The following is a 14,970-nucleotide window of genomic DNA, read 5'->3' as shown; positions in this document are numbered from 1 at the left end:
ATGTTAGAACTCAACAATATTACGCTCGCTTACGGCAGCAATCCGATTCTGAAAGGCGTCGATTTGTCGGTAAAACGCGGCGATGTGGTGTCAATCATCGGGCCAAGCGGTACCGGGAAAACCACGCTGCTGCGCTGTATTAACTATCTGGCGAAGCCGTCAGCGGGGACGATTCAACTCGATCAGATCCGCATGGATTATCAGTCACCCGACAAGGCGGCAATCCAGGCAATTCGTCTGCGCACTGCCATGGTGTTTCAGCAGTTCAACGTGTTTAAAAACATGACGGTGCTGGAGAATGTGATGGATCCGCTGATTGTCATCCAGCGTAAAACTAAACAGCAAGCACGCGACATCGCCGTGCAGGAACTGGAGCGCGTAGGGCTGGGGGCTAAGCGCGATCACTATCCGTCGCAACTGTCTGGCGGCCAGTTACAGCGTACCGGTATCGCCCGTGCTTTGGCGGTGCGTCCGGATGTGATGCTGTTTGATGAACCCACCTCATCGCTCGATCCCGAGCTGGTGGGTGAAGTGCTTAAAGTGATTAAAGATGTGGCGTCATCCGGCATTACCTCGCTGCTGGTGACCCACGAAATGCAGTTCGCGAAAAGCATTTCGAATCGCATCGTATTTATGGATCAGGGTGTGGTGGCTGCGGAGGGGACGCCAGTCGGGATATTTGATAACCCAACGCTGCCACGCCTTGCCCAGTTCCTCAACTCAGAAAAAGTATTCTAATAATTAAAGGAATCAGAGACATGCCTGCAATCAAAACCACATTACGTCGCCTTGCCGCGCCTGGCATCATCGTACTGGCCCTGATCAGCGGTAATAGCTTTGCTGACGCCGTACGCACCATCAAAATCGCCACCGCAGCAGAATCCAAACCGCTGTCGTGGGGCGCGATCGGCCATGAGCCAGAGGGCTACGAGCCGGACGTGTTGAAAGCCATCAACGCGAAACTTCCCCAGTACAAATTTGTGATGGAAGGCGCGGCGGACATTGCGCAGGAAACCGGCCTGGTAACCGGCAAATATGATATGGCGACGGGCGGATACTACAAAGCGCCCGCGCGCAGCAAACAGTTCCTGATCCCGGATGCACCTATTGGTGCCAGCCTGATGAAGATCTACAGCCGCAGCGACAGCAATATCAATGGCATGAAAGATCTGGTCGGTAAGAAAATCGTGCCGGTGACGGCAGGCGGTGGTGTGTATAAGTTCGTCACCCAGTGGCAGCAGGATAACCCGAACGATAAAATCGCCATCAAGGCCTCCAGCGCTGGCGTACCTTACCCGGATCGTCTCAAAGAAGTCCAGAACGGTAAATATGACGCGCTGATCCTGCCTTCAAATCTGGGTGAGCAAACGGTGATCGACAACCAGAAGCTGGCGATCAAAGCCAGTGAGCCCGTGGTGATCAACAACACCTATGTGCTGATTCACCGCTCTGCTGAGAATCAGGCACTGAATGACGACATCACCAAAACCCTGAAAGCGCTGAAGGCGGATGGCACGCTGGATAAGCTGGCGCAGAAGTGGTTTGGCGAAGACGTGACGAAGTACATGAAATAACAGATTCACTGCGCCCGGTGCTGAGCCGGGGGCATGCTGTCCCTTTTAGCAGGAGTGTTTCACCGTGAATCTATCCTCCATGATTCCAGAACTGCTGTCGGCGCTGCCTTTGACGCTTGGCATCATGTTTGTGGCGATGATTGTCGGGTTCTTTCTGGCGCTCATCGCGACATTTTTCCGCGTGCGTCGTATCCCCGTGATTAGCCAGCTGGCCGATCTCTATGTTTCCTATGCGCGCAGCGTACCCGTGGTACTGCAGCTGTTTGTCGCCTTCTACGGCATGCCACTGATTACCGATAACTTTGGCTTTAGCGACTTCTTCACGGCCAACGTGGCGGCGATGATCGGTCTGAGCCTGTATCACGGCGGTTATCTGTCAGAAGTCATGCGCCCGGCCTACCTTGCGGTTGAGCGGGGTCAGCACGATGCCACCGACAGTCTGGGCTACAGCTTTCGCCAGAAAATGCTGCGTGTCATCGGCCCACAGGCGGTTCACTTTGCGCTGCCGGGTTACGGCAATGCCATTATCTATCTGATTCATAATGTGGCACTGGTGATGTACATCGGAGCCGCAGATGTGATGGCGACCGCGCACCTGATCATGGAACGCGATTACAACCAGTATCAGTTCGGCACTTATCTGGTGCTGGCCGTGATCTATTCACTGCTGTGCGGTGTGGCGTGGCTGGTTATCCGCTTCTTTGAACAACGTCATGCGAAGTACAGCTCGAAGTCTGCACCGCGCGTGAAGTTCACCACCAGCGTCTGAACAGGGGAGAAGAATCATGTTTGATGCGGAGGTTTTGCTGCCGGACTTCTGGAGCATTCTGGATGCCGTGCCGGTAACGCTCCTGATGGCGGTGACGGTGTTTATCTGTTCGACGCTGTTGGGCGGGCTGTTTGCGTTTATTGAGCATCGCCGCATTCCGGTGCTGCGCCAGCTGGTGATCACCTACAAAATCGTCTTCAAAGGCGTGCCGATGGTGGTGGTGATTTTCCTCGCCTATTACGGCCTGCCACCGGCGCTGCACTTTGTTGCCACGTTATTTGGCGTAGAGGTCAATGCCCATTCATTGCCGAACTGGGTGATCATCATTGTGGCGCTGAGCGCCTGCGTCGCCGCATTCCAGGCTGAAGTGTGGAAAGGGGCACTGAACTCGTTCGATAGCGGACAATCGGATGCCGCCTTGTCGCTCGGCTATAGCGGTGGACAGCTGTTTCGTCGGGTCATGTTCCCACAGATTATCGTGGCGGCGATTCCCGATCTGGCGAATGCGTTTATGGTGATCATGAAAGCCCTGTCGCTGGCGTTTGCTATCGAAGTAGTGGATATCTTTGCTCAGGCACAATTAACGGCGGCACTGAACTTCTACTACCTCGAAGCCTTCCTGATTGCGGTGGTGTTCTACATGGTGATTGCTTATGTGGTCACTAAGATTGCTGACAAAATTGAGGCAGCGCTGCGCGTGCGCACCTGATTTATCGCGCGATAATGAAACGGCAGCCTGGTGAGGTTAATGTGGATAAATTGAAGAATACCTGAACGAGTCAATGATTGTTAACATCCGGAAACGCCGGGTTTCCGGATTTTTTATGCCACTCATTCAGGCCATGGATATCGACGCCGGTTATCATTCTCTCCGTGGCATGCTGCTGATAAAGACAACTGGCAGTTTTCTGGCATTAAAAAGCCCGCTCAATGGCGGGCTCACTAAAACGAATGGGTTGCTTATTTGCTATCAGCCCATTTGGTAATCTGATTATCTATTCTGCCGTCAAGATAATGGATAATCTGAACAGATCCTGCCTTCACTAACAGCGCCATACATGCAGCAAATACCAGTACCAGTAACACTCTGCTAAGACTCATCGCCTTTCCTTGTATGAAACTGCCTGTTTACACCGCACGCGTCAAAATACGCGGCGCGATTAACTGATGCGCTGCTTCTTCTCGCGCTGATGTTTGTGATAATCCTCATCACACTCGCTTGAACAGAAAGCCGTTTCGGCCACGACAGCTTCATCTTTGCACCAGACGCATAAGCCGTTAGGACTTTGAAGTTTGCTCTTACGAGCTGCCAGGGAGGCGGCGAGATGCGCTTCTTCACGCGCCTGTGCCAGATCAACATCATCCATAAATATTCAGAACCTCATCAAATTTTAACGATTTAAACACAAACCGTTCACGACAGAGAAAATTTTGTTTACATCAATGCGTGCTGTGAAAGCGAGTTAACACAGATATCGATTATATCTCTCTGTTTTTAAATCGCTTTCTATTGATATTAAACGCCCTATCGCAGGGCATACCATTCTTTATGTTTCAGCGGATTCATTGCTGCGCCAATTACGTCAGAAATCACGTTAACCAGAATCACCAACCCGCCAATGACCATGACGCCAGCGGAAATCGCCGCATAATCCTGCTGACGAATGGCGTTGATCAGCCAGCGTCCCAGACCCGGCCAGTTGAAGACCATCTCGGTGATCATCGCCAGCGTTATCATGGTAGAAAACTGCAGGCCCAGACGCGGGATTACCGGCGGCAGCGCGTTATGCAGCACGTGGCGACGGATCACCGTTAAGCGCGAAAGACCCCGCGTGGCAGCCGCTTTGACATAGTTTTTGTCCATCACGTCACTGGTGCTGTTGCGCAGCAGGCGGATGACTTCCGTTGTCGGTGCCATCGCCAGCACCAGCACCGGTAAAATCAGGTGGGTCAAGGCGCTGATAATCATCTCATGTCGCCAGGGCGAATGACTCAGCCAGGCGTCAATCAGCGCAAAACCAGTAATGTTCTGCACCGGATAGAGCAGGTCGTGACGACCCGACACCGGCAGCCAGCCCAGGGTGAGCGAGAAGAACAGCGTCAGAATCAGCGCCAGCCAGAAAATGGGCGCAGAGAAGCCAATCAACGCCAGCGCACTGATGGTTTTATCCTGCCATTTATTGCGCATCACCCCGGCACAGATCCCCAGCGGGATCCCCACCAGCAACGCGAACAGAAACGCCAGGATACACAGCTCCATCGTGGCGGGGAACACCTCGCGCAGCTGCAGGCCGATCTCCTGACCGTTGGTGCTGGAGACGCCGAAATCAAATTGCAGCATCCCTTTGAACCAGAACCACCAGGCGTCCGAGAGCGCCGCGCCTTCCAGCGGAGCGTTAGGGGTAAAGTAGCTCAGGCTGAAGCTGACCAGCGACAGCAGAAACAGGGTAATGAGCAACAGCAGCAGGCGCCGCAGAATATAGATAATCACTTACTTACCCTCATCAGCTTCACGATAAACCCCGGCAAACGAGGCATTACCAAACGGACTCAGCACCAGCCCCTTAATATCATGACGAAACGCCTGAAGTCGCAGAGAGGATGCCAGCGGCAGCACCGGCAACTCCTGCGCCAGTATCAGCTGCGCTTTGTCATAACTGTCGATGCGGCCAGCGAGTTGCTGTGATAACAGGGCATTCTGCAGCGTTTCGTCAAAGGCCGGAGAACACCAGTGCGCGTAATTGGTCTGCGAGCGAATCGCCGCACAGCTGAGCAGCGGCCGGAAGAAGCTGTCCGGATCGTTGCTGTCGGTCGCCCAGCCAGTCAGTGTCAGGTCATGATTCATCGCCATCAGCTGCGCCTCCTGAAAACGTCCCTCAACTGGCACAATCGTCAGCCGGACGCCAACCTGCGCCAGATCCGCCTGTAACAGTTCAGCGGTTTTCAGTGGGCTGGGATTCCAGGACTGCGACGCGGCAGGGACCACCAGCCGCAGATGCAGATCGGTAATACCCAGAGCCGCCAGTGCCGCGCGGGACTTCTCCGGATCGTAGCTGGTAATGCGCGCATCATTATCATAAGCCCAGGAGGCACGCGGTAAGATTGAGGCGGCGGTTTCGGCTGTGCCGTAGTAAATCGACTCCATCAACCGCTCATTGTTAATCGCCAGCGCCAGCGCGTGACGCACTTCAGGGCGGTCGAGCGGCGGTTTGCGGGTATTGAAGGCGAGATAGGCGATGTTCATACCGGGACGCAGCGTCATCCGCAGGCGCGGGTCATCACGCAGGATGCTGAGCTGGCTGGCCGCAGGATAGGCCAGCACGTCACATTCACCGGTTAACAGTTTAGATAACCGCCCGGTGCCACCAGAACCAAGATCGATCACCGCCTGTTGCAGACGCGGCACACCTTTCCAGTAGTGAGGATTGCGCGCCAGACGGATGTACTGGCCGGTGCGATATTCGCTGAGCTGATAAGGGCCGGTGCCAACCGGCTGTCGATCCATCTCTTCCTGGCGGCCCTGAGCGGTAAGCTGGTCGGCATATTCTTTCGATAGCACCGGCGCATAGTGGGTCGCCATATGCCACAGGAACGACGCATCCGGGCTGTTCAGCCTGAACTCAACCGTCCTGTTATCAATCTTTTTCACGCTCTGAACCGAATCGGCAAACTGCAGGCTATCAAAGTAGGGATAGTTACCGCCGTTGACGTTATGCCAGGGATGATTCCGGTCAAACATCCTTGCGAAGCTGAATACCACGTCGTCAGCGTTCAGCGCACGGGTAGGGCGGAACTGGTTAGTCTGCTGAAACTGCACGCCGCTGCGCAGATGAAAGCGATACGTCGCGCCGTTATCGCGCACTTCCCAGCTCGACGCAAGATCGGGCTTCAGACGATAGGTGTAGGGATCGACATCCAACAGGCGGTCATAAAGTTGCGCCGCCAGCGTATCGACAGTCAGCCCGCTGCTGGCCATCTGCGGATTAAAGGTGTTCAGCGTGCCGCTGACGCAATAGACAAAGCCGGTCTGTCGGATATCTCCAGCAGGCGCTGACCACGCAGGGACGCTCAACACGCTGAGGCTGAGCAACAGCGAACATAGTAGTTTTGACATAGAACTCAACGATTTTGAGGCATTAAACAGAGTGTATCGCAAAGCGGGCATTGTCCCAAAACCCGCAACCGCTGCCAGCCTGTTTTTCATCCTCGTGGCAGCAAAAAGAGCATACAGAAGGTGTGGTAATGAGAAAAATTCTCAATTAGTGGTTTACAGATGATAATAAGAATGATTATTATTCATCTGCACTTCAACGGCGGCTCTGCCGAAGAGGAGCACGACATTGCTCACATTGCTTCCAGTATTGTTGCCCGCCTCATGGCGGGCTTTTTTTGTCTGGTGCGTAGCTCTGAAGGGCAGGATCACCGTTGAAAGAACAGGCGCATTGATTGCGGTTTAGCGTGGAGAACACCGGGGTGGAAAAGTGAGTAAAACCGAATGCTATCTGTGATAGCCTGGCATTTACTTAAGCAGGATCTGCATAAAACCGGACTTAACTATTACAGAAACGCAGTTACTATAAGTACAACTTCTGCTCACCCAACGCCGGACAATGAATAAATTCCAGAAAAGCGCTCAGGCTTTCCATTATCCATCCTTTCGTTATCTCTTTTTCGGACGTCTGTTTACCGTACTGGGCAATGGGATCGCCCCCATTGCGCTGGCCTTTTCGGTTCTGGATATGGGTGGCTCTGCCTCTGATTTAGGGGTAGTGGTGGCGTCCCGCTCCCTGTTCAACGTGTTGTTTCTGCTGGTAGGCGGTGTGGTTGCCGACCGCTATTCACGTAGTCGGGTATTAGTTGTATCGGCGCTGATTGCGGCTGTTTCTCAGGCTTTCGTTGCGTGGTCTGTGCTCGATGGTTCAGCCACAGTAATAAGCCTCACCTTGTTGGGTGCGCTGAATGGCGCGGCAGCTGGCATCGCACTGCCTGCTTCGTCCGCGCTGGTTCCGCAGGTCGTGCCTGTAAAGCACCTGCGTCAGGCCAACGCTTTAATTCAGCTCGGTGTTTATGGCGGCACGGTGATGGGAGCGTCGCTGGGCGGCGTAATTACCAGCGCTGTCGGGCCGGGCTGGGGACTGGCGATAGATGCGTTGGGCTTTGCGGTTTCCGCGCCGCTTTATTTCCTGATGCGTGTGAGCCCGAATAATGCCGGGACGACGCAAGGCAACATCCTGCGCGATATCAAAGAAGGCTGGGCAGAATTTGCCGGGCGAAGCTGGATTTGGTCAATAGTCCTTCAGTTCGCCATTATCAACGTCGCTTTCAATGGCATTGTAGAGGTATATGGCCCGATGATTGCCGACGCCTCTTTCGGACGGGCGCGATGGGGGATTATTGTGGCCGCCCATAGCGCAGGTTTAATTGCTGGATCATTTCTGGCTATGAAATGGCATCCACGTCGTGATCTCCTGATTGGCGCGATGCTGGCAGGTTTATGCGCACTCCCGATATTTATGCTGAGCCAGAATGCGTCAGCAGCATGGCTGATTACGGGGTTCTTTATTGCTGGCGTTTCATTGGGTCTGTTTGGCGTAACCTGGGCGCATTCATTACAGACTCACATCCCAGCCGATAAACTGGCTCGCGTGTACGCGTATGATGCGATGGGTTCCTTTATCTCCATTCCCTTTGGTCAACTGGTTGCGGGGCCGCTGGCGGCACAATATGGCACAACCAATGTTTTGCTGATGTCAGCACTGGCTGTGGTCATGGTTACAGCGGCTGTCGGACGGGTTCCGGCCATCAGGCAACCTGAAAGAATGGGAACTAAGCCGCATAACACGTAATCCCTATTATTCTTAAAGCCAGACAGCCCGGAATATACCGGACTGTTTCAACATCGATTAACCAGAAATCATGACGCAAAGAAAATGATTTCATCATGGACGTGCTTAGTTTTCCGCTTTTATATCGTGTTTCTTCATCATCGCGCGCAGCTGATGATAGGTAACCCCTAACAACCCGGCGGCGCGGCGCTGGTTATAACGAGCCTGTTGCAGGCTGGCTTCCACCAGATCCCGCTCCTGTTGATTCTGCCATCGGCGCAGATCCAGCGGCAGTGCAGGCAGACCGCTACTATCCGTGTTCTGACTGGCACGGATGGCAGCAACCGGTTCAGGGCGTGAAGCAAACGGATTGATGATGACGTTATCCAGCTGCTGCTCGCTGCTGTTATGACGATAGACCGAGCGCTCTACCACGTTCTTCAGTTCACGAACGTTGCCGGGCCAGTGGTAATCGAGCAGAGCCTGCTGCGCCCGGGTGGTAAAGCCGGGAAACAGTAACAGGCCAAGTTCGCGGCACATCTGGATGGCAAAATGCTCGGCCATCACCAGAATATCGCTGCGGCGTTCGCGCAGGGGCGGTAACTGCACCACATCGAAGGCCAGACGATCCAGCAGGTCGGCGCGGAATTTCCCCTCGGCTGCCAGGGCAGGCAGATCCTCGTTAGTGGCGCAGACCAGTCGCACATTTACCTGCAGGGAGTGATTGCCGCCGACGCGCTCCAGCTGCCCATATTCGATCACCCTGAGCAGCTTTTCCTGAACCAGCATCGGCGCGGTTGCCAGCTCATCCAGAAACAGCGTACCGCCGTCAGCACGTTCGAACCGTCCGAGATGGCGCTTCTGCGCGCCGGTAAAGGCGCCCGCCTCATGACCGAACAGTTCAGAGTCGAGCAAATTCTCATTCAGCGCGGCGCAGTTCAGCGAGATAAACGGCCCCTGCCAGCGGTCAGAGAGATAATGCAGACGGCTGGCGATCAACTCTTTACCTGTCCCGCGCTCGCCAATCACCAGAACCGGTTTTTCCAGCGGAGCCAGTTTGGAAACCTGCTCCAGCACCTCAAGAAAATTGTTCGACTCGCCAAGAAGATTATCGTTAGTGCCTGTCATGATGAATTTCGCCACCCCTTAATCATTTTCACTATATTAAAAGATGCAGACAGGGCTGTAAAATATTAAATTCCTTTAAAATCAAATAAATGAAAAATTGGCACGCATCTTGTATTAGCTAAGCAGGACATCACGTTTTAAAACATTAAAAGAGGAACATCATTATGGGTATTTTTTCTCGTTTCGCTGACATCGTAAATGCCAACATTAATTCACTGCTGGAGCGTGCAGAAGATCCGCAGAAACTGGTCCGCCTGATGATTCAGGAAATGGAAGACACCTTAGTTGAAGTGCGTTCCACCTCTGCGCGGTCGCTGGCTGAAAAGAAACAGCTGTCACGCCGTATTGAGCAGGCGGAAATCCAGCAGGCCGAATGGCAGGAAAAAGCCGAGCTGGCGCTGCGCAAAGATAAAGATGATCTGGCGCGTTCAGCGCTGATCGAAAAGCAGAAACTCACTGATCTGATCGCCTCCCTGAAACAGGAAGTGGGCCAGGTTGAAGAGACGCTGGAACGCATGAAAGGCGAAATCAGCGAGCTGGAGAAAAAACTGACTGAAACACGTGCCCGTCAGCAGGCGTTAACGCTGCGCCATCAGGCGGCTTCTTCATCACGTGATGTTCGTCGTCAGCTGGACAGCGGTAAAATCGATGAAGCGATGGCACGGTTCGAATCTTTTGAACGTCGCATCGACCACATGGAAGCGGAAGCAGAAAGTCACGGTTTTGGTAAACCTAAAACGCTGGATCAGCAGTTTACTGACCTGAAAGCGGATGATGAAATCAGCCAGCAGCTCAACGCACTGAAGGCGAAAATGAACCGCAGTGAGTAATTATCGACGTTGCAATAAGTGATTAAGGAGAGTCAATGAGCGCACTTTTTCTCGCCATACCATTAACGATCTTCGTGCTGTTTGTCGCACCGATTTGGTTATGGCTGCATTACAACAACAAACGCAACGGCGGTTCGGAACTGTCGCAAAGCGAAATACAGCGCCTGCAGCGCGTCACGAAGGATGCGCAGCGGATGCGCGAACGTATCGACGCGCTGGAAGCGATTCTGGACGCCGAACATCCAAACTGGAGGCAGCCATGATGAAAGGCCGCAAGTTGTGGCGCAAGCCTGACGAAGGAAAGTTGATGGGCGTCTGCGCGGGCCTGGCAGAGTATCTCGATATTCCGGTCCGTCTGCTGCGGGTCATCGTGGTGTTATCGCTGTTCTTTGGTCTGTTTGTGTTTACGGTGATCGCCTACTTCGTGCTGGGTTTTGTGCTGGATGTGAAGCCCGCCAGCGCCTATGAAGGCGAACGCCAGCCCACCGCCAGCGAGCTGCTGGACCAGCTGGAGAGTGCGCTGCAGCAGGATGAGCGCAGCGTGCGCGACGTGGAGCGCTACGTGACGTCTGAAACCTTCAGCGTACGCAGCCGCTTCCGCCAGATTTGATTATTGTATTGCCGGGCCGTCTTCAGGCCCGTCCGCTCTCTCAATGGAGGTGTTGATGTCTTTTTCGCGATCCACAGCTTTTCGTCACCGGGCGGCACCTGCATTGAAGTCGGCGGCTAAATTCATCATTATCAATGCTGTTACCTACGGTCCCGCCGGTGTAACTGGCTGGGCGGTGAAATCGGTAGCGCGGCGCCCGTTACGTCTGCTGCTGGCTGTGGCCCTTGAGCCATTGCTGAAACGCGTGATGAACCGGGTGGCATCGCGCTTCATCAGGGAGAACGATGAAAAGACTGCGAACTGAATTAATGGCGTTGATGAACCGTGGCGTTGATCGCCACCTGCGGCTGGCGGTTACCGGATTAAGCCGCAGCGGTAAAACCGCCTTTATTACTTCACTGGTTAATCAGCTTTTAACGGTTCACAGCGGCGCTCGTTTGCCGCTGTTTTCCGTTGTACGGGATGAGCGGCTGTTAGGCGTAAAGCGGGTACCCCAGCGTGACATGGGCACCGCGCGTTTTACCTACGACGAAGGTCTGGCTCAGCTCTACAGCACGCCGCCCGCCTGGCCGACGCCAACTCGTGGTGTCAGCGAAATGCGTCTGGCGCTGCGTTACCGTCCCAATGATTCGCTGTTGCGCCACCTGAAAGAGACAGCGACGCTCTATCTGGAGATTGTCGACTATCCCGGGGAATGGCTGCTGGATCTGCCGATGCTGGCGCAGGATTACCTCGCCTGGTCACGGCAGATGAACGGACTGTTGCAGGGCGATCGTGCGGAGTGGGCAAAGCCCTGGCGCACGCTTTGCGAAAAACTCGATCCGCTTGCTCCCGCCGATGAAACCCAGCTGGCAGAGATTGCTGCTGCCTGGACCGACTACCTGCATCGCTGTAAATCTGAAGGCTTACACTTTATTCAGCCTGGTCGCTTCGTGCTGCCTGGCGATATGGCAGGTGCGCCCGCGCTGCAGTTTTTCCCCTGGCCGACGGCTGATGATGCACAACTCACTAAGCTGGGGCAGGCGGACAAGGGTAGTAACTTCACTATGCTGCAGCAGCGGTTTAATTATTATTGCCAGCATGTGGTGAAAGGCTTCTACAAGAATCACTTCCTGCGTTTTGATCGCCAGATTGTGCTGGTGGACTGCCTGCAACCGCTGAACAGCGGACCTCAGGCGTTTAATGATATGCGGCTGGCGCTGACTCAGCTGATGCAGAGCTTTCATTACGGTCAGCGCACCCTGTTTCGACGGTTGTTCTCACCCGTGATCGACAAATTACTGTTTGCCGCGACCAAAGCGGATCACATCACCAGCGATCAGCACGGCAACATGGTGTCACTGCTGCAGCAACTGGTGCAGGATGCCTGGCAGAATGCCGCGTTTGAGGGCATTAGCATGGACTGCATCGGGCTGGCATCGGTACAGGCGACGCAGAGCGGCCTGGTCGATCACCGTGGGGAGAAGATCCCGGCCCTGCGCGGCAACAGGCTGGATGATGGCGAGCCGCTTACCGTCTATCCGGGCGAAGTCCCGCCGCGACTGCCCGGCAATGCCTTCTGGCAGCAGCAGGGTTTTCAGTTTGAACAGTTCCGGCCGCAGCAGCTCGACGTCGACCGCCCGCTGCCGCATATCCGCATGGATGCCGCGCTGGAATTTTTATTGGGAGATAAATTGCGATGAGTGATCCGCTAAAGCCGCGTATTGATTTTGCCCGCCCGCTTGATGAGAGCACAAGCACGCCGCTGCGTCCTGCGCAGACCTTCGAAGCGGAAGCGCAGGCTGCGTTTCTGGCAGTGCAGGATGAAGATGTCGCTGTCGAGGAGGAGGGTGCCGGTGAACGGGCGGTGGAAGCCGCGCTGAAACCTAAGCGCAGTCTGTGGCGCAAAATGGTGACGGCTGGCGCGCTGCTGTTTGGCGTCAGCGTGATTGCTCAGGGTGTGCAGTGGACGCATGATGCCTGGCTGGCCCGCGACTGGTTTTCGCTGGGCAGCGGCGTGGCGGGCGGCCTGATCGTGCTGGCAGGTGTGGGCGCACTGACCACCGAGTGGCGTCGTATCTATCAGCTGCGTCAGCGCGCCGAAGAGCGGGATGTGGGCCGTGAGTTGCTGCACAGTCATGGCATCGGCAAAGGCCGGGCATTTTGCGAAAAACTGGCTCAGCAGGCAGAGCTGGATCAGGCGCATCCTGCTTTGCAGCGCTGGCATGCCTCGCTGCACGAAACCCACAATGACAGTGAAATCGTACAGTTATATGCGCAGCTGGTGCAGCCAGTTCTGGATAGGCAGGCGCGGCGTGAAATCAGTCGTCATGCTGCGGAAGCAACACTGATGATTGCGGTCAGTCCGCTGGCACTGGTGGATATGGCCTTTATCGCCTGGCGTAATCTGCGGCTGGTCAATCGCATCGCGGCGATATACGGCATCGAGTTGGGCTACTTCAGCCGCATCCGGCTGTTCCGCCTGGTTCTGCTCAACATGGCCTTTGCCGGGGCTTCCGAACTGGTGCGGGAAGTGGGTATGGACTGGATGTCACAGGATATCGCCGCCCGGCTTTCCACGCGCGCTGCGCAGGGCATTGGCGCGGGTTTGTTGACCGCAAGACTCGGCATCAAAGCGATGGAGCTTTGTCGTCCACTGCCGTGGCTGGAGAAGGATAAGCCACGACTCGGCGATTTCCGTCGTGAACTGCTGAGCCAGCTGAAAGAGGCGTTACAGAAGGGCGGCAATAAGTCAGCCTGACGCTCGCGTGACACAATAAAGGCGGCATAGCCGCCTTTATTAATTAGTGGGACTGGCGAAGCACCTGCCGCGAATCGATAGTCAGGCACTCACCCGGACAGGTAGATTCATCAGTGATGACCGGATCCGACGGCAGCGTAAAGGCCATCCCATTTTTCTCCCTGATAAAGTGCGCAATCCCGGCAAATGTCCATGACATGCTTAATCCCAGCCCGCCGAAATCATCATATTTCCGTAACGTCGCCACCTTGGGCAGATACTCGCCGGTCAGCCGATAATAGAGCGAACCCTGAAAATCTTTAGGTACCTGTTGAGTGATTGCCTGCTCAAGTAGGGCAAATTCTTTGCGGGCGGGTACCGAGTAGCCATTCATCAGGTGACTTATCGACAGCGAGGCGGCAGCTATTACCAGCAATGAATAAAAGGTATTTTTCCATTTTAACTTTTTGCTGATTTCAAACAGGCCCAGGATAAATGCGCTGGTGGTGATCAGCGCACCGGCAATCAGGGTCCGGTAGGCCGCCATACTTTCACTGACAATCAAATTAGGCAGCGCGGCAATCAGCAGTAAGATAAACATCAGATAAAATTTGTCGTTGCCCGCAGCTTTAATTTTCTTAAGCCCAAATCCAATAATGATCGATGAGATGATCACCGACACTGTTTTTGCGCCGAGGTCAAAGTTGCAGATAACGTTCTTAAGGTATTCGCTGAAAAACCATTTCACTTTAACCGGAACGTCGTAGCTGAATGCGGAACGCGGCAGGGAATGGCCATAAAGCTGGACGGGCAGTACCTTCGAGGCAATGAGCGCTGCGAACATTCCTGCGCCCAGCACCATCAGAGAGATTACCGCGCGCTTCTTATCGATTTTCCGCTCTGAAAGGCATAAATCCAGTGCGGCAAAGAAGGTGAAGCTCATCGCTGCGGGTTGATAAAGACAGAAGGCAATGGTCAGCAGGCAGACCGCTATAATGCGACCTGTGATGCCCGGTTTTATCGAGAAGCGGTAGCTGGCACCTGCCAGCAGAATTGCAGCGATATAGGGAAAGCAGGATGCCCATGCAATATAAACCTGGAATGAGGGCAGCAGACAAAGCAATAACACAAAGGTTATCCGCTGAACCTGATTCTCCAGCAGCGCATATTTCTGACACAGGATATAAATGTAGTATCCGGTAAAGATGAGCAGAACAATTGCGACAGAACGCAGCAGCGCCAGGCGTTCTACGCTCTCCACCAGGAAAGATGCGCTGTACTGAATTACGCCATATACTGGCCTGCCGGATAATGTGTCCCAGTTTAAAATACTCAGCTTGTCAAAATTAGCCCAGTAAAGGTTCGTCCAGTCATCGGTGTAGGCGTAATGGGTTAAATAAGCAGGACTGTAAGCAATCAGGAAAACTATCACAAAAAGCAAAAAGACCTGACGGCGGGTTATGCCGGTATCAGTGGCGATCATCTGTCATCCTTTTTAATCTGGCCATCTTCTCT

Annotated in this window: 18 protein-coding genes; 13 read left to right on the top strand and 5 right to left on the bottom strand. The window is 54.3% G+C overall.

The genetic code is table 11. From position 1 onward, the window contains the following. The 5 genes from AC2LB6_RS03665 to AC2LB6_RS03645 all read left to right on the top strand — a co-directional run bounded on the left by AC2LB6_RS03665 (position 1) and on the right by AC2LB6_RS03645 (position 3,329). Positions 1–738 carry an amino acid ABC transporter ATP-binding protein gene (locus AC2LB6_RS03665; RefSeq protein ID WP_490092496.1) on the top strand — a complete coding sequence of 246 codons (738 nt, stop codon included), beginning with the start codon at positions 1–3 and terminating at the stop codon, positions 736–738. Between the two features lie 20 nt (positions 739–758). Continuing rightward, the gene (locus AC2LB6_RS03660) at positions 759–1,574 is read left to right on the top strand and encodes a transporter substrate-binding domain-containing protein (RefSeq protein ID WP_490092495.1); all 816 of its coding nucleotides are present in this window, start codon (positions 759–761) and stop codon (positions 1,572–1,574) included. Positions 1,575–1,653: 79 nt separating this feature from the next. Next, positions 1,654–2,343: an amino acid ABC transporter permease gene (locus AC2LB6_RS03655; protein WP_490092565.1), complete on the top strand. Its 690-nt coding sequence runs from the start codon at positions 1,654–1,656 to the stop codon at positions 2,341–2,343. Positions 2,344–2,359: 16 nt separating this feature from the next. Then, positions 2,360–3,052, top strand: a complete 693-nt coding sequence (locus AC2LB6_RS03650; protein WP_314984011.1) for an ABC transporter permease subunit — start codon at positions 2,360–2,362, stop codon at positions 3,050–3,052. A 73-nt stretch (positions 3,053–3,125) separates the two neighbouring features. Beyond that, on the top strand, positions 3,126–3,329 hold the full coding sequence (locus AC2LB6_RS03645) for a hypothetical protein (protein ID WP_490092494.1): 204 nt from the start codon (positions 3,126–3,128) through the stop codon (positions 3,327–3,329). Positions 3,330–3,503: 174 nt separating this feature from the next. Here the strand turns inward: AC2LB6_RS03645 and AC2LB6_RS03640 are convergent, their stop codons facing one another. The 3 genes from AC2LB6_RS03640 to sapA all read right to left on the bottom strand — a co-directional run bounded on the left by AC2LB6_RS03640 (position 3,504) and on the right by sapA (position 6,457). After that, positions 3,504–3,710 (bottom strand): TraR/DksA C4-type zinc finger protein, encoded by a 207-nt coding sequence (locus AC2LB6_RS03640; RefSeq protein ID WP_490092493.1) that lies wholly within the window; start codon positions 3,708–3,710, stop codon positions 3,504–3,506. 158 nt (positions 3,711–3,868) lie between these two features. Then, a complete protein-coding gene (gene sapB, locus AC2LB6_RS03635; RefSeq protein ID WP_490092492.1) occupies positions 3,869–4,834 on the bottom strand; it encodes a putrescine export ABC transporter permease SapB in 966 nt (321 codons plus the stop codon). After that, positions 4,835–6,457, bottom strand: coding sequence for an ABC transporter substrate-binding protein SapA (sapA, locus tag AC2LB6_RS03630; RefSeq protein ID WP_490092491.1), 1,623 nt, complete (start codon positions 6,455–6,457; stop codon positions 4,835–4,837). 171 nt (positions 6,458–6,628) lie between these two features. On the opposite strand from sapA, the gene AC2LB6_RS03625 reads away from it, so the two are divergent. Together AC2LB6_RS03625 and AC2LB6_RS03620 are read left to right on the top strand one after the other, a co-directional pair. Further along, positions 6,629–6,772 carry a hypothetical protein gene (locus AC2LB6_RS03625; protein WP_490092490.1) on the top strand — a complete coding sequence of 48 codons (144 nt, stop codon included), beginning with the start codon at positions 6,629–6,631 and terminating at the stop codon, positions 6,770–6,772. A 181-nt stretch (positions 6,773–6,953) separates the two neighbouring features. Then, positions 6,954–8,189 (top strand): MFS transporter, encoded by a 1,236-nt coding sequence (locus AC2LB6_RS03620; protein ID WP_490092489.1) that lies wholly within the window; start codon positions 6,954–6,956, stop codon positions 8,187–8,189. Positions 8,190–8,294: 105 nt separating this feature from the next. Here AC2LB6_RS03620 and pspF read toward each other — a convergent pair whose 3' ends face one another. Further along, positions 8,295–9,296, bottom strand: a complete 1,002-nt coding sequence (gene pspF, locus AC2LB6_RS03615; protein ID WP_490092488.1) for a phage shock protein operon transcriptional activator — start codon at positions 9,294–9,296, stop codon at positions 8,295–8,297. A 164-nt stretch (positions 9,297–9,460) separates the two neighbouring features. Between pspF and pspA the strand changes: the two genes are divergently transcribed. Genes pspA through AC2LB6_RS03585 form a run of 6 tightly spaced genes read left to right on the top strand, consistent with a single transcriptional unit; the run spans position 9,461 to position 13,476 of the window. Then, positions 9,461–10,126 carry a phage shock protein PspA gene (pspA, locus tag AC2LB6_RS03610; protein ID WP_419138277.1) on the top strand — a complete coding sequence of 222 codons (666 nt, stop codon included), beginning with the start codon at positions 9,461–9,463 and terminating at the stop codon, positions 10,124–10,126. A 35-nt stretch (positions 10,127–10,161) separates the two neighbouring features. Next, a complete protein-coding gene (pspB, locus tag AC2LB6_RS03605) occupies positions 10,162–10,389 on the top strand; it encodes an envelope stress response membrane protein PspB (protein WP_090960717.1) in 228 nt (75 codons plus the stop codon). Further along, positions 10,386–10,736 (top strand): envelope stress response membrane protein PspC, encoded by a 351-nt coding sequence (gene pspC, locus AC2LB6_RS03600; protein WP_490092487.1) that lies wholly within the window; start codon positions 10,386–10,388, stop codon positions 10,734–10,736. Before pspB ends, pspC begins: the two co-directional genes overlap by 4 nt. 55 nt (positions 10,737–10,791) lie before the next feature. After that, on the top strand, positions 10,792–11,040 hold the full coding sequence (gene pspD, locus AC2LB6_RS03595; protein WP_003853796.1) for a phage shock protein PspD: 249 nt from the start codon (positions 10,792–10,794) through the stop codon (positions 11,038–11,040). Beyond that, on the top strand, positions 11,021–12,418 hold the full coding sequence (locus AC2LB6_RS03590; RefSeq protein WP_490092486.1) for a YcjX family GTP-binding protein: 1,398 nt from the start codon (positions 11,021–11,023) through the stop codon (positions 12,416–12,418). Before pspD ends, AC2LB6_RS03590 begins: the two co-directional genes overlap by 20 nt. After that, positions 12,415–13,476, top strand: a complete 1,062-nt coding sequence (locus AC2LB6_RS03585) for a YcjF family protein (RefSeq protein WP_490092485.1) — start codon at positions 12,415–12,417, stop codon at positions 13,474–13,476. The genes AC2LB6_RS03590 and AC2LB6_RS03585 overlap by 4 nt, the downstream gene beginning before the upstream one ends. A 43-nt stretch (positions 13,477–13,519) precedes the next feature. Here the strand turns inward: AC2LB6_RS03585 and AC2LB6_RS03580 are convergent, their stop codons facing one another. Beyond that, complete coding sequence (locus AC2LB6_RS03580; RefSeq protein ID WP_490092484.1) at positions 13,520–14,938, bottom strand: hypothetical protein; 1,419 nt, start codon at positions 14,936–14,938, stop codon at positions 13,520–13,522. Positions 14,939–14,970: the final 32 nt, after the last annotated feature.

This window comes from Pantoea sp. RCC30.1 (assembly GCF_058148845.1).
This window is presented reverse-complemented; position numbering and strand designations above follow the sequence as displayed.